19 protein-coding genes and 2 pseudogenes are annotated in these 23686 nt (G+C 41.2%); 6 read left to right on the top strand and 15 right to left on the bottom strand.

Features of this window, described 5'->3' with window-relative positions:
* Positions 1 to 16: 16 nt before the first annotated feature.
* Positions 17 to 1648 carry an NB-ARC domain-containing protein gene (locus tag ACR5KR_RS32080; RefSeq protein WP_448269315.1) on the bottom strand — a complete coding sequence of 544 codons (1632 nt, stop codon included), beginning with the start codon at positions 1646 to 1648 and terminating at the stop codon, positions 17 to 19.
* Positions 1649 to 1862: 214 nt separating this feature from the next.
* On the opposite strand from ACR5KR_RS32080, the gene ACR5KR_RS32085 reads away from it, so the two are divergent.
* Positions 1863 to 2417: a calcium-binding protein gene (locus ACR5KR_RS32085; protein ID WP_448269316.1), complete on the top strand. Its 555-nt coding sequence runs from the start codon at positions 1863 to 1865 to the stop codon at positions 2415 to 2417.
* Positions 2418 to 2658: 241 nt separating this feature from the next.
* Here the strand turns inward: ACR5KR_RS32085 and ACR5KR_RS32090 are convergent, their stop codons facing one another.
* The 3 genes from ACR5KR_RS32090 to ACR5KR_RS32100 all read right to left on the bottom strand — a co-directional run bounded on the left by ACR5KR_RS32090 (position 2659) and on the right by ACR5KR_RS32100 (position 6939).
* Positions 2659 to 3642: an RNA polymerase sigma factor, RpoD/SigA family gene (locus ACR5KR_RS32090; protein WP_445629215.1), complete on the bottom strand. Its 984-nt coding sequence runs from the start codon at positions 3640 to 3642 to the stop codon at positions 2659 to 2661.
* 592 nt (positions 3643 to 4234) lie between these two features.
* Positions 4235 to 5965, bottom strand: coding sequence for an ATP-binding protein (locus ACR5KR_RS32095; protein ID WP_322693142.1), 1731 nt, complete (start codon positions 5963 to 5965; stop codon positions 4235 to 4237).
* Positions 5966 to 6144: 179 nt separating this feature from the next.
* A complete protein-coding gene (locus tag ACR5KR_RS32100; RefSeq protein ID WP_445629216.1) occupies positions 6145 to 6939 on the bottom strand; it encodes a glutathione S-transferase family protein in 795 nt (264 codons plus the stop codon).
* An 856-nt stretch (positions 6940 to 7795) separates the two neighbouring features.
* Here ACR5KR_RS32100 and ACR5KR_RS32105 point away from each other — a divergent pair.
* Positions 7796 to 8632: a fasciclin domain-containing protein gene (locus ACR5KR_RS32105; RefSeq protein WP_445629217.1), complete on the top strand. Its 837-nt coding sequence runs from the start codon at positions 7796 to 7798 to the stop codon at positions 8630 to 8632.
* 76 nt (positions 8633 to 8708) lie between these two features.
* Here ACR5KR_RS32105 and ACR5KR_RS32110 read toward each other — a convergent pair whose 3' ends face one another.
* The 3 genes from ACR5KR_RS32110 to hemL form a co-directional block, all read right to left on the bottom strand.
* Positions 8709 to 9629: a polysaccharide deacetylase family protein gene (locus tag ACR5KR_RS32110; protein ID WP_448269318.1), complete on the bottom strand. Its 921-nt coding sequence runs from the start codon at positions 9627 to 9629 to the stop codon at positions 8709 to 8711.
* Between the two features lie 398 nt (positions 9630 to 10027).
* Positions 10028 to 10279: a hypothetical protein gene (locus ACR5KR_RS32115; RefSeq protein ID WP_448269320.1), complete on the bottom strand. Its 252-nt coding sequence runs from the start codon at positions 10277 to 10279 to the stop codon at positions 10028 to 10030.
* Between the two features lie 72 nt (positions 10280 to 10351).
* Positions 10352 to 11650 (bottom strand): glutamate-1-semialdehyde 2,1-aminomutase, encoded by a 1299-nt coding sequence (gene hemL, locus ACR5KR_RS32120; RefSeq protein ID WP_445629219.1) that lies wholly within the window; start codon positions 11648 to 11650, stop codon positions 10352 to 10354.
* 230 nt (positions 11651 to 11880) lie between these two features.
* Between hemL and hisIE the strand changes: the two genes are divergently transcribed.
* Positions 11881 to 12531: a bifunctional phosphoribosyl-AMP cyclohydrolase/phosphoribosyl-ATP diphosphatase HisIE gene (hisIE, locus tag ACR5KR_RS32125; protein ID WP_335009633.1), complete on the top strand. Its 651-nt coding sequence runs from the start codon at positions 11881 to 11883 to the stop codon at positions 12529 to 12531.
* Between the two features lie 65 nt (positions 12532 to 12596).
* On the opposite strand, the gene ACR5KR_RS32130 is transcribed toward hisIE, so the two are convergent.
* Positions 12597 to 13175, bottom strand: a complete 579-nt coding sequence (locus ACR5KR_RS32130) for a pentapeptide repeat-containing protein (RefSeq protein ID WP_448269322.1) — start codon at positions 13173 to 13175, stop codon at positions 12597 to 12599.
* Positions 13176 to 13352: 177 nt separating this feature from the next.
* On the opposite strand from ACR5KR_RS32130, the pseudogene hisE reads away from it, so the two are divergent.
* A pseudogene (gene hisE, locus ACR5KR_RS32135) lies at positions 13353 to 13571 on the top strand (phosphoribosyl-ATP diphosphatase); the annotation flags it as partial.
* Between the two features lie 37 nt (positions 13572 to 13608).
* Here the strand turns inward: hisE and ACR5KR_RS32140 are convergent.
* Positions 13609 to 14868, bottom strand: coding sequence for an MDR family MFS transporter (locus ACR5KR_RS32140; RefSeq protein ID WP_448269325.1), 1260 nt, complete (start codon positions 14866 to 14868; stop codon positions 13609 to 13611).
* Between the two features lie 486 nt (positions 14869 to 15354).
* Between ACR5KR_RS32140 and ACR5KR_RS32145 the strand changes: the two are divergent.
* A pseudogene (locus ACR5KR_RS32145) lies at positions 15355 to 15546 on the top strand (DUF2811 domain-containing protein); the annotation flags it as partial.
* Between the two features lie 650 nt (positions 15547 to 16196).
* On the opposite strand, the gene ACR5KR_RS32150 reads toward ACR5KR_RS32145, so the two are convergent.
* Positions 16197 to 16916: a response regulator transcription factor gene (locus ACR5KR_RS32150; RefSeq protein WP_445629223.1), complete on the bottom strand. Its 720-nt coding sequence runs from the start codon at positions 16914 to 16916 to the stop codon at positions 16197 to 16199.
* A 650-nt stretch (positions 16917 to 17566) separates the two neighbouring features.
* Between ACR5KR_RS32150 and ACR5KR_RS32155 the strand changes: the two genes are divergently transcribed.
* Complete coding sequence (locus ACR5KR_RS32155) at positions 17567 to 18193, top strand: CPP1-like family protein (protein ID WP_445629224.1); 627 nt, start codon at positions 17567 to 17569, stop codon at positions 18191 to 18193.
* Positions 18194 to 18347: 154 nt separating this feature from the next.
* Here the strand turns inward: ACR5KR_RS32155 and ACR5KR_RS32160 are convergent, their stop codons facing one another.
* The 5 genes from ACR5KR_RS32160 to pstB form a co-directional block, all read right to left on the bottom strand.
* Entirely contained in the window at positions 18348 to 19040 is a 693-nt protein-coding gene (locus tag ACR5KR_RS32160; protein WP_448269328.1) for an HAD family hydrolase, read from the bottom strand.
* A 118-nt stretch (positions 19041 to 19158) separates the two neighbouring features.
* Positions 19159 to 20214: a 4-hydroxyphenylpyruvate dioxygenase gene (gene hppD, locus ACR5KR_RS32165; protein ID WP_445629226.1), complete on the bottom strand. Its 1056-nt coding sequence runs from the start codon at positions 20212 to 20214 to the stop codon at positions 19159 to 19161.
* A gap of 106 nt (positions 20215 to 20320) precedes the next feature.
* Positions 20321 to 21025, bottom strand: coding sequence for an SDR family oxidoreductase (locus ACR5KR_RS32170; protein ID WP_448269331.1), 705 nt, complete (start codon positions 21023 to 21025; stop codon positions 20321 to 20323).
* An 81-nt stretch (positions 21026 to 21106) separates the two neighbouring features.
* Positions 21107 to 22384, bottom strand: coding sequence for an IS1/IS1595 family N-terminal zinc-binding domain-containing protein (locus ACR5KR_RS32175; protein ID WP_448269333.1), 1278 nt, complete (start codon positions 22382 to 22384; stop codon positions 21107 to 21109).
* A gap of 186 nt (positions 22385 to 22570) precedes the next feature.
* Positions 22571 to 23350 (bottom strand): phosphate ABC transporter ATP-binding protein PstB, encoded by a 780-nt coding sequence (gene pstB / locus ACR5KR_RS32180; RefSeq protein ID WP_445629229.1) that lies wholly within the window; start codon positions 23348 to 23350, stop codon positions 22571 to 22573.
* Positions 23351 to 23686 lie beyond the last annotated feature (336 nt).

Consider the following 23686-nt stretch of genomic DNA (forward strand, 5'->3'; position numbering starts at 1 on the left):
TTGTTCCCGCGCTCTCTTATCTAGGCGAAGCCAGAATGGTATGGGATTGCTTCTGACTGTTTGAGCCTGCCTTGTTCCTGCGCTCTCTTATCTGCTTATCCCATTCCCCATGCCTAAAAACTTCATCCCCTTGTGGATAGGGTTTTTCATTTTGGAGCTTTCTAACTAGTCTGTCAAGTTTATCCTCAAGCCGATCGGCAGAGCCAAGGATTATTCGTAGTTGATTTAGGATCGGTCTTACAATTAGATGAATTTGACTATCGTGGATGTAGTCTTTTGCTTGAGCTTGCATCGAAGCATAAATCAACAGATATTGCGGTGATTCTGTTACAATTTCCTCGCAGACTTGCTCAATCAAGCACTTTGTCACATATTCCATCACCACAAGTTGCTGTGTGAATCCTCCAGTATTGCTTTCTATCAAGCTACGCCAGCGTAAAGATTCGAGAACTGACATTAACTTAGGCTTAGGCAATATTGGTGTAAGAGCTGTTTGCAATTCTGTCGAGGAAAGCTTGCCCCGATTAATTGCCAGCCAGTACATCACTAGCTGCTCAGATGTGGAGAGTCTTTTGAATTGTTGTTCTAGAAGATTGCCAATGCCTTGAAATACAGTTGTGCCTTCAGAAAAGAAGCAGGCGATGTTACCTTCATGCAAGTCCCGAATGGAAGTGGCGGCAATTTTCAAAGCTAGGGGATTACCACCGTAACACTCAACCAGTTGGCGGGTTTCGTCCTCGGAGCCTGATAGCCCTTTGAGTTTCAGAATTGTTTGCCCGGTTGTGACTTCTAATCCTGATAAAACAAGGGTACGGACTGGCAAACCATCACCTTCCAAGGCAGCGACTTCAGGAGGTTTTTCCCGGCTGGTGAGCAGGACAGAGCTTTGATGCCCAGTTTCTCCTGATCGCCACAGCAGTTCGCCGTAGGGTTCGTAGCCCTGACGGTAACAGCCCGTCCCTTTACCTTGCTCCAATAATGTGTCGAAATTATCCAGAATCAGCAAGCATCGATATTTGCGGAGATAATCGATTAAACAAGTAATTTGCTCATAGGGGGAAGCAGGCAATGTGGTAACTTGTCGATCGGAAAGAATTTTGATGCATTCCATCACCTTGTCGTGAAAAAAAGGTGCGTGTCGGAGCGATCGCCAAATCACATATTCAAATTCTCCCTGCAATTGTTCTGCTAACTTTACGGAGAGCGCGGTTTTGCCCATACCACCCATACCTAATAGTGTGACAACACGAGCGCGATCTCTTACAATCCATTGGCTGAGGGTTTCTAATTCTGTAGTACGTCCATAGAACTGGGAAACGTCGATTGCTTCCCCCCAATTTGTATAGTTCGTAAAGGGTTGAAAATTCAAGGTTGAGGAGGTGTTTATGTCCTGTTGTCGCTGTACAGTTCGCTTCAGGACTCCTTGCAGGTTATTTTTGGTAACTTTTTCGCCCAAAGCTTGAGAGAGCGATCGCCATAATTCTGAGCCAACGTCTTTGATGTGACCAGGGTCATAAGTGACTGCTCGCGCCATTTCTAGATAAGTTTTCCCTTCCCAAGCGTAGCGAAATACAATCTCTTGCGCTCTCGTTAAGCGTCCTCGTTCCAATAATCGCTCGACTATTGCGATCGCTTCTTCAACCGTCATTTCTTTCCGTAGTAATACAGACTCACTACAATATTCACACTAGAAACTTGATTTTTGGTCAAAAGTTTACGTAAATCTACGAAAAAGAAAATAACCCGACCTTTTCCTGACCTTTTCCCGACCTTTTCCGACCGACAAACTTGATACTAGCCCTTTAGTATCTATGTAAGATCAGAGCGATCGAGAATGTAACCAAATTATTGAGGGCAAAGATATGGCTTATTATTTCGGCACAAGTGGAAATGATTATTATAACTACACTGGTTCAGAAAGTCTTTTTGCTTATGGGTATGATGGAAATGATACCATCTATGGCAATACTAACGACGATTACATCTATGGATATGGTGGCAATGACTACCTATATGGTTACACAGGTAACGATGTCTTATACGGAGACTCAGGTAGTGACAACTTATACGGCGGATCTGGTAGTGACACCTTATACGGTTCTAGCTCAACTGTCTACAACAGTTATGAATATGATACCTTAAATGGTGGCGATGGCTACGATAGGTTTGTTTTAGGTACATCCTACAGTGGAAACTATTATCAGGGAAGTGGCTACGCTACGATACAAGACTACAATCCTGCGAATGACTATATCCAACTGAAAGGAAGTGCAAGTTCTTTTTATCTTGGTACTGCTGATTATGAGGGAACTAGTGACCTTGATACACTCATATATCAGAATGATGGTGACTTATTAGCAGTAGTTCAAGATCGGACTGATATACAGTTAACCAGCTATTATTTTAGCTTTGTCTAGTCCTACTACAGTTGGGAAATAACTCACGCGATGTGCGACTTTTTTTATTCTTGTAGGATGGACATCTTGTCCATCCTTTCTGGGCAGGCAAGATGCCTACCCCACAATGGAATCAAGGTTTAACTAAATTAAGTTGCACAGGGCGTTAACTCTCTGTTTTCAGCATAAAAAAATCGCCCCCTGAATTCAGGAGGCGCATCACCAAGGTGGTGTAGAGACGCGAGATTCCGCGTCTCTTGTTTTAGCTAGCAACGTACTCTTTGACATTGGCGCGACGGCGACGCAGATGAGCCAAAGCTTGATGCTCTAACTGACGAACGCGTTCGCGGCTGAGATTCAATCTCTCACCCACTTTCGCCAATGACATTTCATTACCATCTTCTAAACCAAAGCGCAGGGCTACAACTTCTCGCTGTTGCGGGGTTAGTTCTGCTAGCAGATTGTTCAAGTCTTGGCGTAAGAATTCCTGGTTGGTGTAATACTCTGGTGATGGGCCATCATCTTCGAGCATTTCTTGCAACTCAGTATCTTGGTTCTCACCAACTCGCACATCTAAAGACACTGGTTGACGAGCCATATTCAGATACTCGCGAATCTGAGCAGGTTCTAGTTCTAGTGCTTTGGCAATTTCGGCTGGAGTTGGCGATCGCCCCAAGCTTTGAGCCAACTCGCGCTGCACTTTTTTGATTTTGTTCAGTTTCTCGGTAATGTGGATCGGTAAGCGAATAGTACGTCCTTGTTGAGCGATCGCCCGAGTAATTGCTTGGCGAATCCACCAGTAAGCGTAAGTCGAGAACTTATAACCCCTCATCGGATCAAATTTCTCCACACCCCGCTCTAACCCTAGTGTTCCTTCTTGGATTAAATCCAGAAACTCCATATTTCGCTTTTGATACTTTTTAGCAATAGCGACGACCAAGCGCAAATTCGCTTCGATCATTTTTTGCTTTGCCCGCTTACCTTGTGCCACTGTTTGCTGCACCTCGGTTTCCGATTGTTGAACGTAGTCAGCCCACTCTGACATATCCGGTTCGCGTTGCAACTTCTTCGCCAAAGCTTCCTTAGCGTCGATCAGCGCCATCATTTGTTGCACTTGCTTCCCAAAGACAATTTCTTGTTCGCGGGTTAGCAGTGGTACACGACCAATTTCTCGCAGATAGGTTCGCACCATATCAGCCGTGAATTTGGTGTTGAGGTTTTCCGTTTGGGTATTGACAGTAGGCATTGGTGCGATGTCCTCTACTTCGTAAAGATAATGTATGTTTTATTACTAAAATGGATGGGGAGAAGTAGTACATCTATCACGAAATATCGGGAGCTATCAAAAGCAATTAGTTAATTGATACAGCCGTTGTTAAGACGGTAAGCCCCCAATGATAGGTTCCCCTACCTTCCCTAAATTTTCAATTTTTTATAAGCACGCTGGTTATTTTTGAGAATTATTCTCTTAGACAGTTACTAACACCGAGCGGTAAATCCGAAGTCGGTATGAGTTCTACTTAACTTATAATACGACAAATCAGGCAAATAGTAAACTATCTTTAGATAAAACCTATTATTATAATTCAAAAGCAGTCGTTATAGAAAAAAATTTTAAATTTCCTTGAAATTATTGACTATATCTATAGTGACGCCAAAAACCCCTCTTCTGTTGCCAAAAACTAGCCGGATAACCGAACTTAATTTGCTGTGACAATGGAGGGATGTTACGAATTAGTCATTTGTCATTGGTCATTGGTCATTGGTCACTTGTACTGCGCCAACGACTTCGCTCAGTACAAGTGACAAAGGACAAAGGACAAAGGACAAAAGACAATCTAAAATCCCAGGTCAGCTTTGGCTAGTTCCGCAGCGGCGAATACTTCTGCGTCAGGTTTTTCTTCCCAAGCTGGCTCACCAATTTCGGCATAAAAAGTTGCGTCATAAGGACGGGTACGGACTACTACGGGCATCGGAACGGCGTGACCCAATATTAAAGCTTGTTGTTTCGAGTCTAGCTTTGCCAATACCGATCGCAGTCCGCTACCACCAGATACACCTGTAAAAATCGCCTCAATGTCTTTTTCATCATTCAGCAAAGCGGTAATGCGAGTCCCTATTTGCGACATCACTTCATTATCAATGCCTGATGGACGTTGATCGACTACCAAAAGTGTGACAAAATACTTCCGCAGCTCGCGGGCAATAGTCCCAAAGATAGTACTTTGGACGATAGCTGGGTCAAGGAAGCGGTGCGCCTCTTCAATGGTAATCATCAATGGCGTTGGGCGATCGCTAGGATTTTTGCTTTGCAGGAATTTATCTGCTTTCTTGACGTAATGCTCGTGAATACGGCGGGTGATCATATTCGTCACCAACATATAAGAGAGCATATTAGACTGGGAACCAAATTCTATCACAACATTCTTCCCAGATTCCAGGCATTGCACAATTTTACTAATGTAATTCTGCGGGCAAACTGCTCGCATATACTTCAAGCTGTCTAACCGTAAGAGTTTGCGCTGTAAAGAGTTAATTGAACCTGGGTGTCCCGGCTTTTCCTCACAGAACATCTTAATGTCTTCACCAGTCATATTTAACAGCTGGACAATCCAAGACTTGCCAAACTCATTAAACAAAATATTGGCATTATCCAAGGCTGCGTCAGAAAGTCCTAAATCTCGACCACATAATTTAATATCTTCAACTTCAATTTGCTCGTAACTCAAATAAAGTTCTTGGGCATCACGCACACCCCGACGCTTTGTCGATTCCGGGTCGAGGGTATAAACTTCTACCTTACTAGGAAAAAGTTGCTTTAAGCCTTTAACAGTATTGACATTTTTACCTTCTGCAACGGCTTCCCAGCCATACTCAGAGTGCATATCAAAAATCAAGTTAACTGCCGCATTTTTTCGGATAACGCCAGCTAAAAGTAGCCGAGTTAGAAAAGATTTACCAGTACCAGATTTACCAAAAACTCCATTACTCCGTTCCACGAAGCGATTCAAATCGATACAAACGGGCACATCCATATCCAAAGGTTTACCGATGGAAAAGTTGCGCCTTTGGGGGTCATCTTCCCAACCAAATACTCGGCGAAAATCGTCAACACTTGCATCGTAAACTTGGCTAAAGTGGCTAGGAATAGTTTTTACCGGCAACAATTCTATCGTCGTGCTGGTTTGTGGCACAAATGAAGCTAAACCAGTCACCGATGGGAGGAAAGGATTGGCCGATTTGCCATTTGTTGGGGAGAAAGATTCTTCAGTTTCGGGAGTAAACATCAACATCGGCGCGAGGTTGATAGTACCGTAAGTACCACTTCCAGCTAAAACATCTCGTAAAAAAGTGTCTTCCCAATTAGGGGGATTAGCAATAATTCGGGCATTAGCAGCTCCCAATGCTACATCTGTCAGCATACAAAAAAAACGCGATCGCATCCCTTGCACAACAAGAAATTTACCCACCCGCATATCTTCTACAGAAATGTCAGGATGCAATCGGACTTCTAAACCTTCAGTTAGAGAACCTTGAATGACCGAACCTAATGGTTGTGCCGAATTCATCTGATTAGTCATTTGTCACTTGTACTGAGCGTAGTCGAAGTATTTGTCATTTGTCATTGGTCATTGGTCACTTGTACTGAGTTTCGACTGCGCTCAACTACCGCGTAGTCGAAGTATTGGTCATTTGTTTTTCTTTTCCATCCCCTATGCCCCATGCCCAATTCCCTATGCCCTATTATCTAATCAATCTGAATCGAGGTTGGCGCACTTCCTGTTGATGGAGTGGTACTAATTAACGGTTTGCGGAATTGGGCATAAAGGCGATCGCGCCAGGTAAAGAATGGTTCATAATCTATATTCTCGGCAAAGATTGGCAATCCTTTACCTCTGATAGAAGCTGGTAAATCCAGATAGGGACCAGAGGGGAACTTGAGCAATATCGATAAGCCAGCCACCGCTAAGTCAGCTAAAGTCGGCTCATCTCCTGTTAAATAAGGACTATCTGCCAATAATAACGTTAAGGCTTCCAAGTCTTGTTTTAAAGATGCGATCGCTGACTGTATCACATCTGGGCTGTAACCTACGCCAAAACCCAACACTGTCAGTAAGTCACTAGGTACTCCTTGAACCAGACTTTTAAATATATCTGGTGTTGACGTGGGTAATAAAGACTTACGGAAATTTTGATCTTGACTTACGGCTGCAAATAGTGCTTTGCGACCTTTGATGCCTATGGACTCATCCGCCCATTCTTCTATTAATAAAGTTAAACCCCGTTGTTTAGGATCTTGCGGTATTATGGGGCGATCGGGATACTCTAAGTCTAAATACTTAGCTATTTCCGTAGAATCCGCAATATATTTATGACGATCCTTTAATACAGGCACTTGTCTTTGACCAGTCAGCCGGAACAGTTCCACTTGTCCAATCCCAGGCGTAACCTCTATTTTGCGGTAATCTAGTCCTTTAAAATCTAGAATTAGGCGCACTTTCTCTGAGTATTGAGAGAGTTCCCATTGGTATAATTCCAGCATGTGTTCTATCTCTTGTAACTGGTCAACTTATTAACTTTACAATTGTATCTTTAGTTTTAGTAATTTTTATTGGTATTAGTTGGTTAACTGTCTATTTAATTGACATTAAGGTTTAACCGATGCCTGATTTTTGGCAAAATAAAATTATCGATTCAAAAAAATATTGTTTTCTGATTGATTAAAATATCAAATAACTAAGTAATTTAATTCAGCATATATATGACTCGTATTTGATTGCGTGAAAAAAACTTAGTACACTTTTATTCCTTCTCCCCTGTTCTTTATCCCCTCCCAACGCAACTAATTTCTCCAAATCAAAGCGGATTCCTATATATAAATAGACATAACCCCTCATTCGTCGGTCTTCAACAGTTACTGCAATCTTCGTCAGCGTTAGCCTACGTTAAAAGATTTCGGAAAGTAATTTCTGTGCTTTTGCTGAATAATCAATGGTTGATTCTGAAATATAGTTTTCTTCTCTATGTAATTCAGGATTTATGAATCAACTATTGATTTACGTACAGGTATGTATATAAATTGTCTTTTAAGTATAATCTTTCTCGAAGCTCATCGTAACTCATAACTTGTAGAGGTGAGATTTTCACACTTTCTGAGAATTTACTTTACACCGAGTGGGATTTTTAAATTTTGGTGTGATGGAGAAAATTTGCTCAATTTACATGAAATATATGGTAGATATATTTCATCCCGATCGGCGTGAATCGGGGTTAAATATTTAACCTCACTAGCACAAACTCTTCTAGAGAAAAACCTTACTTCCCTCTTGAGTTAGATTTTGTGCATAGCAAAATGTTATAAATCTTTATGTAATGTGTGGACAAAAAAAACAAAATTTATGAAGACAAATTACAGCAAATTTCTGACCGCGTTGGCAGGCATAGCAGGATTTACTAGTTTCAGCGTCCTCATTACTTTACCATCTGATGCGAAAGAGGTACTAAATCCTAACCCCAGTATTTTCAACGAAGCTCCTTATAACCAAGGTCAACGGCTTCAAGCAAACACTCAATACGCACCGACTGAAGCCGTTTCCCAAATCGAAAAGGGCAATACCAAACGCAAACCAGTAGCACAGAAAAGTGGTGGAACGGTAAATCCCAGACCAAGTATTTTCAACGAGCCTCCCTATAACCGTGGTGGTGGTAGTGTTACACCTAGTGTTACACCTAGTGAACCTACACCCGTCACTCCAGGTACTCCACCCACTGAGACACCGACCACAACTCCACCAAAACCAGGGGCAAGTAGCAATCAAGGCAAAAACTTGTTAGCCTTGGCAGAGTCAAACGCTTCCTTTACCACGTTGACCAAGGCTTTAAAAGCAGCAGGATTAAGCGCAACTCTGCAAGGCAAAGATAACTTAACTATTTTTGCACCCACAGATGCAGCTTTTGCTAAGTTACCAGCAGATGCTTTGCAAGAATTATTAAAGCCAGATAACAAAGAAGTATTGCTCAAGATTTTAACTTACCATGTGGTTGCTGGTAAGGTATTGTCTACTGATTTAAAGTCTGGTGAAGTTAAAAGCCTCGAAGGTGGCGCAATCAACGTTAAAGTCGATCCTGCTACCGGTGTAACTGTTAATGATGCTAAAGTAACACAGGCAGATATCACAGGTAGTAACGGTGTAATCCACGCAATCGATCAGGTGATTTTACCTCCTGACTTGTAGTTGTAAGGTATCAGCACAACTGGTAACATTACTAGATTGGCATAAAATATTAATACGTTAAAATTCCGTTCAGATGTTAGTTTTGGACGGTTTTTTTGTTTGCTGTCAGCTTTTGATCTCGATCTTGCATTTCTAAAAGTTCAGGAATAGTAACAAACCTATAGCCCTGTTTCCGAAAGTTGGCAATAATTTCTGGTAAAGCTTGCACAGTTTTAGAGCGATTACCACCACCATCATGCATTAGCACAATTCCACCTGGCTTGGCCCTCCTAAACACATTATTAATTAATTTTGGTACAGCAGGACGTGAGTAGTCTACAGAGTCAGACGACCAGCGAATGATGGCATATTTGCTATTTCTAGCGTAACTAGCCACCCCATTGTGCATGATTCCCCCTGGTGGTCGAAATAAATTTGTTTTAATCCCTGTCACTTGATAAATCAAGTCTGCTGTGTGGTCAATTTCATAGGCAGCTGCTTGTGGATTTAAGAATTGATACCAATGATGCCAAGTGTGATTACCAATTACGTGACCCTCAGCAATTTCCCGCTTTACTAAGCCTGGATAATTCTTCACGTTTTGCCCAATCAGAAAAAATGTCCCCTTAATCTGATTTTTTTTGAGAATATCTAGTACTTGCCCGGTACTTTGAGGCCATGGCCCATCATCAAAGGTGAGCGCAATTACTTTCTGTTCGGGAGTCAATTTTGCCGCATCAACTATTGCTCCTTGAAAACGCTGTGGCACAGTATATGAAAAACCTTTTGTTTGTACTTGCTGCTGCCAACTTCTAAGCATCGTCGCTTTGAGTTCTTCAATCTGCTGCTCAATTCCAACTTTGCTTGGTTGATTGTTTGCATTTATATTCTCTGTACTTTGAGCATTAGAGGAGCTTGACTTAATAAGCATCATCGTGCTGACACTCACACTCCCACTCAAGACAAGCAACGTAACTAATATTTTTTGCAGACTAAAAAATGACTTATTGTCGTCCACTTCATAGCTCCTTCAAGGTCGAACCATCTTTTTTTCACGATACTTATGGCAGCTTTTTCTACTCTGTAAGCCCTGCCATACGAGCTACAGTTATGACTGGTCTATTTTTTAAAGTTAGCTCCAACCCTGACTCTGAAAAAATAGCTTACCCGATGGATAATCTAATATCTATAAGCAAAACTCTCACCATAAAGGTGAGAACTTTCTTACGTATTAATTTTTGTAATCTATGGGGTATGAGGGAATTTCGAGAACTGTAAAAGGCAAGTAAAATAATTTGTAATTAAGTTAAGTTTTGCAACGGAGATTCAGACAAGAGCCACAAAACTTGACATTTCTTAGTTGCAAGGGACTTAACCCCCTATAATTTATTAATCCTGCCTCATTAACTATGAATCTTAATGTAGGCTAAATATTGCATATTCCATTGACGAAGCCATTGCGAAATGATGACGAAGATGTGACCTTTCTTGAGTAATGATGGTAGAGAGCAAATCTGTTAAAAAATTTCTTCGCTCCCCAGCAGCGTCAGAGGATTGAACACTATTAATTGCTGAAAATTCTGCAAATAATGCTTTTAAAGTGAGTCCGAAAACTCCGCACGCTTGTTTCTGTCTCAAAAAAAAAGGGACTTCCGATAAATCATCCATTTGTGGGGCAAGATGCCTACCCCACAAGAGTTAACAGAATACTTTTTTTGGAAATCCCTTATCCTTAAAAGGTTACAGACTAGACATTACATCCCGTGCAACAGTTAAAGTCTGCTCGATGTCTTCTTCTGTGTGAGCAAAAGATGTAAACCCAGCTTCAAATTGAGAGGGTGCTAAGTAAACACCACGCTCTAACATTCCACGATGGAAGCGTCCGAATTTGGTTGTATCAGACTTTTTCGCATCTTCATAGTTATGAACTGGGCCAGCGGTAAAGAATAAGCCGAACATGGCGCTGATTTGACCGCCGCAAGCTGCATGACCAGTTTCTTTAGCAATTTGCAGCAAACCATCTGCTAGTTTTTTAGTAATTCGCTCAAGAGACTCGTAAGTACCTGGCTTTTGCAGCAATTCTAAAGTTTTAATACCAGCAGTCATCGCCAAGGGATTACCAGAAAGAGTCCCAGCTTGATATACGGGGCCGGCAGGCGCAACCATTGACATAATATCTCGGCGACCACCATAAGCCCCTACTGGCAAACCACCACCAATCACCTTACCCAAAGTTGTTAAATCGGGAGTGACGCCAAATTTTTCCTGAGCGCCACCGTAAGCAATGCGGAAGCCTGTCATCACTTCGTCAAATACCAACAACGCTCCATACTCGTGAGTTAGTTCCCGTAAACCTTCTAGGAAGCCAGCATCAGGTGCGATAAATCCAGCATTGCCGACAACTGGCTCAAGAATGACACCGGCAATCTCGTCGCGGTTTTCTTCAAATAAAGCTTTGACTGCTTCTAGGTCATTGAAAGGTGCAGTTAGAGTGCTGCTAGTTGCTGCTTTAGGAACTCCCGGTGAGTCTGGCAAGCCAAGTGTGGCAACACCAGAACCCGCTTTCACTAGAAACGTATCGGCGTGTCCGTGGTAGCAACCTTCAAATTTGATGATTTTGTCTCGGTTGGTGAAAGCCCGCATCAGCCGCAAAACTCCCATACAGGCTTCAGTTCCAGAATTAACAAATCTGACCATTTCGATGCTAGGAACGGCATCGATGACCATTTCTGCCAAAACATTTTCTAGGACTGAGGGAGCGCCGAAACTGGTGCCTTTTTCTAAAGCTTCATGCAACGCTGCAATGACTTCTGGATGAGCATGACCGCAAATAGCTGGGCCCCAAGTGCCTACATAGTCTATGTATTTATTGCCATCTACATCCCAAATATACGCGCCTTTGACACGATCGAAAACGATGGGTTGTCCGCCCACAGATTTAAAAGCACGAACTGGAGAACTGACTCCTCCGGGCATGAGATTTTGAGCAGCGGCGAAGACTTCTTGTGATTTTGTTGTTTTAATTGTGGTATTTACCAAAGTTCTCTCCTAACAGTGGGCAATAAAACGCTCTATCTTAGGATAGGGTTAAACACTGCTTAGAATTTCTATCCTATAAAATTAGCGGAACCAAAAAAATAACATTATGTTATGCAAGTCCAATGAAGACTTGACTTTAGATATTTAATTCAAAAAAAACATATCGGCTGTCCTATTTTGAATGGTATCGTGAATCCATAAATTATTCTCATGAGAGCAAACTAGCTGGTATGTCTTCTAACGATTCGCGATCGCTGCATTACACTATCCCGGTTGAGAAAATTCGCTACGATGAACGGGGTCTAGTGCCTGCAATTGTTCAAGACTATCTAGATGGTACTGTCCTGATGATGGCATGGATGAATCAGGAGTCGTTACAAAAGACTTTAGAAACTGAAGAAACTTGGTTTTGGAGCCGTTCTCGGCAAGAATTGTGGCACAAGGGGGCGACTTCTGGGCATATTCAAAAAGTGCAAAGTATCCGTTATGACTGCGATAGTGATGCGCTGCTTATCGGCGTAGAGCAATTAGGAGATGTTGCCTGTCATACTGGAGAGCGCAGTTGTTTCCACCAAATAGAAGGAAAAATTGCCTCACCTCCAGGTGATACATTGTCGCAATTGTTTCAAATAATATGCGATCGCCGCGATAATCCTACTGAAAGTTCTTACACTTGTAAACTATTCGCAGGTGGCGATAACAAAATTTTGAAAAAAATCGGTGAGGAAACTGCTGAGGTGGTAATGGCTTTTAAGGATGATGAAGCAGATGCGATCGCAGGTGAAGTCGCTGATTTGCTATATCATACTTTGGTTGCCTTAGCTCACCATCAAGTGGATTTAAAATCGGTGTATCGCAAGTTGCAAGAACGTCGGCAATAGAGTCAAAAAAATAATTCATCCTACCGTGGATTTGTGAAAAATCTTTGCTGAATAGTTTTTATTCCTTATCCACTCCAACGGTTATCAGTAATAATACTGCCGTCTGGCATAGTGGTGTTATGGAGAATAACACAGTCAAAGGTGCAATGAGCGGCATCAGCATTCAACAGGTTGGCATTAGTAAAGTCAGCGTTCTCCAAATAAACGTTAGTCAAATCGGCACCAGTCAGGTTAGCATCCCTCAAGATAGTGTCTTCCAGGCAAGACCTATACAAATCAGCACCACTGAGGTCAGCCCCCGTCAGATTAACGCCCTCAAAAAGAACAGTCAGGGAGGCATCTCTAAAGTCAGTCCCAGCGAAATTAGCACTTCCTCTTACGTAAACACTTTCCAACTTGGCTCTTCTCAAATCAGCCCCAGCGAAGTTAGCACCCACCAATTCCGCATTATCCAACCTGATTCTAAACAAGTTAGCACAACTCAAATTGGAACCGATGAGATTAGCACTACTCAAATTGGCAAAACTCAAGTTAGCTCCACTAAGATTGATACCACTCAAGTCAGCCCCACTCAAATCAACCCCAGTAAAATCTCTTTCCCCAGCAGCATATCGTTGCAACAACTCCTCAGCAGTTATTCTCATCTATACACCTTGGCATTAAGTAGTCGGACAGAATTAATTACACAATGTCATTGCGAGTCGAGCGAAGCGGAATGAAGCAATCCCAAAGGCTGAGATTGCTTCGCTTCGCTCGCAATGACTGTAAATATTTTTGTCTATCTATTTAATTAACACCTATTAAAGATAACTTACTAAACCTCTTCGACCCCCTCTAAGTTATTCGCAGGTGGTGATAACAAAATTTTGAAAAAGATTGCTGAGGAAACGGCTGAGGTGGTAATGGCTTTTAAGGATGATAAAGCAGATGCGATCGCCGATGAAGTTGCTGATTTGCTATATCATACTTTGGTTGCCTTAGCTCACCATCAAGTGGATTTAAAATCTGTATATCGTAAGCTGCAAGAACGTCGGCAATAGAGTCAAAAAACAGGTCATCTTACCGTGGGGAGTTATGTTACTCAGCCAAAATTCGATTGAGATACTGTAAAATTGCTACAGCGATCGCCACACTCAAGATGAAGCCTAGCCAGTAACTATTTGTAATAATTTGTGGTCGATCTAATGCCCATCCACCCAAGGGATGACCAATAAAAGAGCCAACAGCCCAGCACAAAGCGTTGATGGAAAAATAAACACCGCGTTGATTTTCTGGGGCTAACTCAGTCACTAAAGAGGCAGCAGATGGGGTGTAAGAGACAATCGCCATAGCAAATACTCCCAATGCCAATATTACCCAAACCAGATGATGAGATGGGGCTGTACCGCTTACCCAAATCAGTCCGAAACCAATTGCCCAGAGAATGGCGGAAACAGTCAGCGCGAGTGTGTGAGAGCAGCGTTTTAAGATGCTGGTGACGGGCAACTGACAAATAATAGCGAACAATAGATGCCAAGCAAATAATCCGCTAATTGTAGTTTGAGCAAATCCTTCGGTAGTACTTTCTCCAAAGACAAAGTTTTTGAAGTAAAGCGGCAAAGTGCTGTGGATTTGAGAAATATAGATTGTGAAGAATATATTAACTGCGATGTAGACTAGGAAACGCCAATCTCTTAATACTGCCATCCAAGCAGCAAAAAGTTCTGTCTTTTCAGGTTCCTCTATTTGCTGTTGTTCGGTTTCATTAATCCCTACATAGACAACTCCAAAAAATGCCATAAAAGAGATGGCATCAATCACAAATAGCCAGCGATAATTCCCAATTATCGCGATTAAAAACCCAGCCAGCACAATTCCGATCGCTAACCCCAGATTATCAGCTAGTCTGGCGATCGCAAAAGTTTCCCGTCGATTGTCAATTTGGCTAGCGTCAGCAACCACAGCTTCAGCCGATGGCCAATAGAAACCTATCCCTAAACCGCTAATCAAGCTACCGATTACCAAAGAAGTGAAATTATTGGTTGCAGCTAAAACTAAAGAAGCAATGGCTGAAATCGCCGTCGCTAGCAACAAAGTGCGGCGGCGTCCCCAATATTCAGAATCAGCCAAAGAACCACCCGCAATCCGCCCTACGATGCCGGAAATCGAGGCGCTACCCAAGGCTACCCCAACACTGGTTGCAGATAAACCAAGTTGATTGACAAAAAAGATGGGGGCGTAAAACAGGGTAAAGCCGGTACCAACTTCCGAGAGAAATCTCCCAATTGCGAAAATCCAAACCTGGGGATGTATCGAAGGCAACCACGATGATAACTGAGATTGAGAAGCTAATTTCATAATTTTAAATGTCATAATTTGATGACATTTTTGTAATTCTTATCATTGGTTACTATTTTCCTCATTCATTCCACAGGGTTTCCACAGGGATTTTAGCAGTTTTCCACAGGTGCTATACGAGCTAATAGGCTTCTTGCTGTCTTACTGGGGATTGTTGATTATAAGTAGCAAAGAAGTTTAAGGACTGAGTTTTTATGAAGTAAAGTAACAAAAAATTGCCTTAAATGCCTATTCTGTCGTTCGCATTTATTTTTTATACCATCGTTTTTAACATTTCGCAGCATTGACAAACCCACCCCCTTTTGGCGCACAATGATGCGGCTTGCTTTTATAATTCTGTTCAACCGCTGGCATCAAACTTGTAAAATATATTACTACTAGATGTAAGTGCAGATTGTCGGGATAACGAAAGAGCGTGTAAAGCCTTAAACCGCTTTACCGCAAGCAACTTGTCCCTCTTGATTATCCTCATAGGAGGAAAATCTCATGAAATCAACGGTTAGCATCTTTACAGAAATTCCTGAAACACTCCACGAATCCTTAAAAAATTACTTAGAAACCCATCCCGATTGGGATGAAAACAGAGTACTGACGGCGGCACTATCATTGTTTTTACTCCAAAATGGAGATAGCGATCGCCGTGCTGCTCGAGTTTATCTGGAAACTTTGTTCCATCACTCCACAGTAGAAATGCCCTGTACTGACTCACCAGCAACAGCTAATTTACTAGACACCCCATAGCTACTGGTATAAAGGGCGTTATTCCCCTATTTATTAATGAGGCACGGCATACCGTGCCCCATTCATGGGATTTTCAGCTGATAGCGATCGGCAATATTACAATAAAAAAGATCGGTAGATTCCGATCCATAAAAAAGTTCTAATAGTTTCTTTTATTGCCAAAAGTAGTTGGTAATAGAGTGGAATTTACCTTTGTTCTCAGTCTCCAACTGGAAATGTCTATTTTGAGGCTGCCGCTTCCCTGACTTACGGCAGCATTTCCAGACAGAGGCTAAACGGGTCTTTTAAGGGGACTTTAGCTTCATTTGACTACCAATGCACAGCTATGTACCCGATGAACTCCAATCTCAGCACCGTTATATATATCAAAACGGTTACATACCAAAAAATATTTTCCAGTGGACTCTCTCCCCTGTCTACTATTTGAAATAGATAAATAAATATCTCAAATAACTGTTTGGCGTGTATTTGAGGAATATCTACTTATTTTGATTGTCTAAATTTGTCTTTTACTAAAACTAAGAAAATTCCCTAATGGCTCTCCCAAGAGTCAACAGTCAAGAGTTAAAAAACTCTAGACTATAAACTCAAGACTTGCCTTCCAACTGCTGGGGGTGAACAGCAGATTCAAACTTATAGCCTACGCCACGTACAGTTTGAATTAATGCTGGCTGACTAGCATCAATTTCAATCTTCTTGCGAATTTGGCCGATATGAACATCTACAACCCGCTGGTCGCCGACATATTCATAATCCCACACTTCTTGGATTAGTTCTGCCCGCCGCCAAACTCGGCCTGGATGACTAGCTAAAAAATGCAACAAGTCAAATTCCAGAGCAGTTAAAGGTACTGGTTGGTTATTAAGTGCTACCTCCCGTCGCACTGGATCGATCATAAGTTTTTCAAATACCAAGCGTTTCTGCTCGGCTGTAGTTATCACTCGCTGACGCCTCAAAATAGCTCCGACTCTGACTTCTAGCTCTCCTAGTCCAAAAGGCTTGGTGAGATAGTCGTCAGCACCTTTAGCAAAGCCGCGAATTTTATCAGCTTCGTCAGCACGGCTAGTCAACATCAAAACAAAAACACCATTACGACTTTGCATCTCTTGGCAGAGGTTAAACCCTGTGACATCTGGTAGATTCACATCTAGAATCACCAAATCAGGGTTAAATTGCTCAAATAGAGTTAAGGCTGTCTTTCCATCTTCGGCAGCCTCCACCTGATAGTTCTGTTTAATCAAAAAGCGTTGGATTAAATTCCGAACCGCAGGGTCGTCGTCAACTACAAGAATCTTGGCAGGAGCCATGACCATTACTTTGCACAAAAATTCGTAAGATTAACAAGAGAGTTGCGTAAAAACGCAGTTGCCATTTTAGGACTAACTAAGAATCTACATGGCTACGGTATAACAATCCCGATTATTTGAAAATAAATACTCTAATCGGGATTGTGGGCAAGGAGAAGGCGAAACTTCTGTTAGCCAACAGTATATAAGCGCTCTGACTTGAACTGCAACCGTTCTTGATAGCAAGACACCTTCTCGATCCCAGTTAACTGGTAACTTAAAACGTTTCAATTTTAAATCGATATGTGGATATATACCACAAGCGATTATTCAGTATAATTAAAAAAAAACTCTTTTAGGGCACAGTAAGTTGCCAGATTTGAAACATTAAAGTTGATTTTTTCATAAAAACCATGAGTTTTAGGTACTCTCCGTTCAAATTCTAGATTAGAGCCAGAATTAGACAACGACATGAGGGTATACACGGAGTTATAGCGATATGTTAAAGTGACTATAGTTGAAATTACAAAGTCGATCAAACTAACCCGTGCTACTATCCTGGTAGGGCATATAAATAGGTCGAGACTTTAGTTTCGATCGAAATAAAACCTAAAATTGTTTTTTATTCGATAAAAGACTGCCGCTGATTGAGGCTGAAGTAACAAACTCCCATGAGCGATCAAAATCCCTACGAAAAACTTGGGGTATCAGAAGAGGCTAGCTTCGATGAAATTCAGGATGCTCGTAATCGCCTATTCGAGCAACATAATGGCGATGCCAAGCATTTAGAAGTGATTGAGGCGGCTTACGATGCGATTTTAATGGATCGCTTACGGATGCGCCAGGAAGGTAAAATCAAAGTCCCTGAGCGGATACGGTTTCCAGAGTTGCGAGTGCAATTGCCTCCTAAAGAAAGTCCAACCCCTCGCGAACAGTCACCCGCATGGCTGCAACGGATGCTGGATCAGCCAACGCCTGCGGATATACTCTTACCAGGAGCTTGGTTTCTCGGTTTGAGTTCTATTAGCCTGTTCTATCCAGAGGGAGGCGATCGGGTTTTGCAGTTAGCATTGGTGGTTGGTGTGGGCGCTAGTATTTACTTTCTTAATCGCAAGGAAGGTAAATTTGGCCGAGCAGTTTTGTTCACCCTGGTCAGTTTAATAATTGGCCTAATCGTTGGCGGACTAATTGCTAGCTGGCTCTTACCACAAATATCATTTATCAATCTGGAAACGAATCAGTTCTCTACTGTAGTGACGTTTATATTGTTGTGGTTAGTTAGTAGTTTTCTACGTTAAACCACTGCTCTAAGCAGGTTTCTATAAAGAAGACATGGTTTATGTATGTTCTTCTAAGATAAAAAGTCAGGAGTCAGAATACCTATTCTGACTCCTATTTTAATTTGCAACCTGAATGCTGATTAATTGAATTATATTGCAGGTACAGAGCCTTTTAGACAGGGTATTTAGCTTTTAGAACTAAATCTACAGCAGCGCTAAAATCCTGAACAATTAAGTCGGGGTGGTAAAGTTCTAATTGGGTGCGATCGCGAATTCCAGATTCCACAGCCATCACCTTAACTCCATAATTTTTCGCAGCGGTGATGTCGGCTTCCGTATCGCCTACCATCCAAGTATCAGCAGCCGGGGGCAGTTCTTTTAATGCCCTAGCCATTAACAAGGGCTTATCTTCAATATCACGAGTCTTTACGTAGTCGTTACTCAGACAATAACAACGATTTTCCGGGAAAAATTTGCCTAAATCATGTTTTTTGAAAGCATAATCTAGTTCTCTAACTCGGCGCATGGTCATAACTGCCAAATCAATTCCAGCTTGTTGAATTTTTAACAGTGCATCTACAGCACCAGGCGCGAGAGTGTCATAGTGAAAGTAAGGTTCTGTATGCACAGTTTGCCGTCGCAACTGGGCGAATTCTTGAGCTTGAGCTTCGTCTAACCCAGAATTTAAGGCGATTTGTTTTTCAGGAACACGCGATCGCTTTAACTGCCAAAATTCCGCTTTCGGAAGTTCTTGCACTACTTGATCTGGGCGACGGGTTTTATCTAAGCAGAATTGATAAACACGGTAGTACCGTTCGGAAACATCAATAATTGGGCCGTCGAAGTCAGTAATAAGTCTTAGCATCGGCGGTAAAAGTTAATTTTTATTAAGTTTATCTCAGATGTATGGCTATTTTTTGAGGGTATTAAGTCTAGCTAAAGGTTTTTTTGTAACCTTTTTTAAGAAAGTATCAACAATGACCTCATTGCAGCGTACCGCGTTTGATTTGTTCGCTTTCAATGGCTTCAAATAAGGCGCGAAAGTTACCTTCGCCAAAACCTTGAGCTTGGTAACGACGTTCAATAAACTCAAAGAAAAATGTCGGCTGTTCAAATATTGGCTGGGTAAAAATTTGTAGTAATAAAGGCGCGGTATTTCCTCCCTCTAAAGGAGTATATTCTTGCCAGTCTACTAGAATTTCTTGTTGGGCGATCGCTTCTAGTTCTAGAGGTGATAGCGTGATTCCTGGTCGCTGTTTTAGCTGCGAGTAATAAGTTTGGGGAACCGAGAGTAAAGATAAACCACTGGCACGAAATTTAGCGATCGCACTCACAAGATTAGTCGTCCGCAAGGCAATATGTTGAATTCCTGGCCCCCGATTGACATCTAGAAATTCCTGAATTTGAGAATTGCTGGTAGCTGGCTCATTAATTGGCAATTGGACGCTACCGTTGCGCGAAACCATCACCTGGCTGTGTAAAGCAGAGCGATTGGTTTTAATTTTAAATGCCTGCTGGGGTTGAAAATCTAGAATTTTTTCGTACCAAGCCACAGCACGATCCAATTCACCAACTGCCACGTTTAACACTATGTGATCTATGGCGGTAAAAGTGTTGTCATTAGTCATTTGTCCTTTCTCAAAAACCGATGACCTTTCTATCAATGTATGAGTCAGTCCACCCCAGGCGGCAATTTTGCCACACTTGAGGGATGCCGTACCTATCTGGCGTTCCTGAATGGGTTGTAGGATTGTCGCACCGTGTTTTTGAGCTAGGGCGATCGCGCCTTCAACATCTTCGACAGCAAAAGCGACATCTGCCACACCAGGTGGATATTGACGCAGAAATTCAGCTACTGGACTTGTAGGCAACAGGGGTGAAGATAGAAAAAAGCAGACATCACCACTTTTCACCACTTGTGTACAAGTGTGAAATGAACTGATGCGATCGGTTACTGCTTGAAAACCAAGATGGCGTACAAACCAATCCCGCCACATTTTGGCGTCTTCTACATAGAAATGAACGCGATCAATTTTCATAGATATTGAAAATCCAGCATAACAGTTTATATATCTGTAAATTTTGCCTTTTCTGCTAGATTTTCACGTCTTTCCTAAGCAAGAATTATGTAAGCGTACTCCCACTCTAAAAGAACAAATGACTATCAGGTTGAATGTTAATTTCCATTGGCACAGCTTGCGGTTCGGCAGAAAGGGCAAAGAAAATCGCATTGGCAGCAGTTTCAGGACTAAGCATTTTTTTTCGGTCTACTTTTAGGTTGACATTATCCCAAAAAGGAGAATCTACCCCACCAAAGTAGAATAACGTGAACTTGACACCAAAACGCTTGAGTTCCTCTGCTATGCACTTGCTAAAACCGACAACACCAAACTTAGAAGCCGAATAAGCCGCTGCCATCCCCATCGAATGCTTACCCAGAATTCCTACTACATTACAGATGTGACCAGACTTGCGCTTTTGCATCTCTTCAGCAGCCGCCTGAGTGGTGTAAAAGCTACCTTTTAAGTTGACATCTAACATCTTGTCTAAATCAGCGGGTTCCAGGCTGTTGTAGGGCTTGAGTATACCAGCACCAGCTGCATTCACTAAAATATCAATTTGACCAAACTCAGCGATGGTCTTTTCTATCAAAGTATCTACCTGTTGGGGGTCAGTAATATCGGTGGGAATAGTTAAAACTTGTCCTGGTAAATCAGCAGCCAGTGTGGTTAAACGTACCGCATCTCTGGCAGCCAGTACCAACCGGACTCCGGTAGGCGCAAGTTTTTGTGTTAAAGCTGAACCAATACCACCAGTAGCACCGACAATAACAACAACTTTATCCTGCATTGTATTATTTACATTTATTTACATGTTTTTACATAATACAGAATTACAGGCTCAGGTTGTGCGTAAACATTCAAAAAGTATCTATTCGGAGAGTAGCGGCATTAGTTCATATTCCTTATCATTCATTTTTAATGTAAATGTGGAAGATGATTCTAAATACTTGGTAAAATTGGAACCTAACTTTAATTTTTTAATAATTGCATTAGGAGATTCTCCGGTTATTTTACGTAACTCTGAGCCAAGCTTGGACACAGACAATTTAGTTTTGGGAGACTTTGTTTGTATATCTTGAATAATTTTTAAGAGTAATTTATCTAATGTTTTTTCATTAGGAATTTCCGCAGAATTTTCTTGAATAGATTGTACGGATGAATTATCTATAATAATAGGGGTAATTTCTTCAATTTCTGGTTGCTTATGATTAGATTTATTATTGATATTGGATCTTTCTTGAAATAAACTTGCAATAGTTGTTAAACTGTGTAATCGAGTATTGATTGATTCTTGTTCATTTTTAATTAAATCTTGAATTTGCTCAACCACTTTTTCCAAAGATGGAACTTCTGTTGCCATTGCTAAAGAATAATGAGTTACTTTGCCAGTATTGCGGTTTTCTATATATAAAGTTTGCCCTTGTCTACGTACCCAATAGACAATTAATCCTTGGTTTTGGAGTTCGTTGCAAAGGTGAATTAAAATTCCATCGTTAGAACAGACTAATATTTCTTTAACTGTTGGATAAGAGCGTACAATACAAGCCCCGAAAGCGATCATTTTTGCATCAGCACTATCCTTACCTTCTGGCACATGGACAAGTTGATAGCCACGGTTATATAGTTCAATATCTTGTTTTCCAATACTTGGATTTCTCCAGTTAGCAAATGCCATTTTAAATTGAAGAGGATAGTTGCAGACACTAGCTAAAAATAATTCTGAATTAACATCTAATTTTAAGTTCTCTGCATCCAAAAGTAGAAGTGATATTCCTGTTTCTAATTGATGTTTTATTTGAGCTATTTGTTGAATTTTTTGAATAAATTGGCTAAAAGCAACAGATTCTAACCAATCAGGCGATAATATCGTTTGCAGCAGTTGTTCAGCTAATGTCAAACTAAAAGAGCTAAGGCTTTTCTCTGTGATTTTTTCTTCGGGCAGGTTTTTTAATAAAGAAAGTTCCGTCGTTTCAGCCGTATATACTTTAGTATGTCCGTTGCTGTTAGCAAGCAAGTCAGTTTCTAAGGAACGAGAGAATGCAGGTTCTAGGAATTGTTTACCACAATTTTTGCAGAGGTAATTCTGCTTGTCATTCCGACGACCATTTTTACGATATGAAGTAGATTCGCACCGGGGACATTTCATTTTATGATTTAGGTGGTCTAGAGCAAATACTTGTCTTTAAATATATAGTATAAAAAAATACTGTCAATATGAGATTGCATTGCCTAACACCAGAAAAACTTAAAACAAGCGGAAATTCAATTTAACCCCTCATTTTTGCTTGCACTATGTATGAACCCTCTCAATAGCTAGAATTTAAAAAACACTTCAACCGATGCGAGCGAAAACATAGTCGCGGGTACGAGAATCCACCGGGTTAGTAAAGATTTTATTGGTAGTACCAAATTCAACCATTTGAGTAATCCGATTGTCATTACTATAAAAGAAAGCCGTAAAATCAGATAGGCGAGTAACTTGCTGCATATTGTGAGTAACAATCACAATTGTCAACTCAGAACGCAAGTTATGGATCAAATTCTCGATTTTCATACTACCCATAGGATCGAGACCTGAACAAGGCTCATCCATCAACAAAACTTTAGGTTTTACCGCTAAAGCACGGGCAATACATAATCTTTGCTGTTGACCACCAGAAAGCTCTAAAGCAGATTTGTGCAGCTTATTTTTCACTTCATCCCAAAGTTCGGCAGCTTTGATGGCAGATTCAACAATTCCATCTAATTCTACTTTCGGATGCCATCCAACTAACTTCACCCCATAAGCAACATTATCGTAAACGCTCATGGGAAAAAGATTTGGTTTGGGAAAAACCATACTAACTTGGCGACGTAAGCGATTGATGTTAACACGACGCTCATAAATACTCTGCCCAAAAAATTCTACTTTTCCTTCAACCTTTACTTCTGCTTCTAATTCACTCATGCGATTTAACGATTTAAGAAAAGTAGATTTCCCACAACCACTAGAACCAATAATTGCCGTGACTTGGTTTTGGTAAATATCCATTGACACGCCTTCAACTATCTTTTGAGTGTCGTAATAGAAGCTGAAGTTTTTGACTCTGATGGCTGGAATTAGTTTACTCATATTCCTAAAACGTGTGAAACAAAACCTGACTAGGTAAAGTAGTACAAATTAGCGCCGCTGTTTCACTATGTTACTCCCAAAAGGAGACATTCATGGAAATTACGTAGCCATGCAGTAGCTATACAGCAAATCAACTGTTAGAAAATACTTGTATTAAAGTAATGCTCCAAAATTTATCTTTTACAGACTTTTTATACCCACCTTTCATACCTTAACTATTGAAAAAGGATTAGGTCTGGTTCAATTTAAAATAGCTATGTAGAAATCAAAATATGAATATCATATACTTTTCATGGCTAGTGAGGAATTAATTTATTTATAAAGATAAATTAGTAA

The organism is Nostoc sp. DSM 114159, from assembly GCF_053470285.1.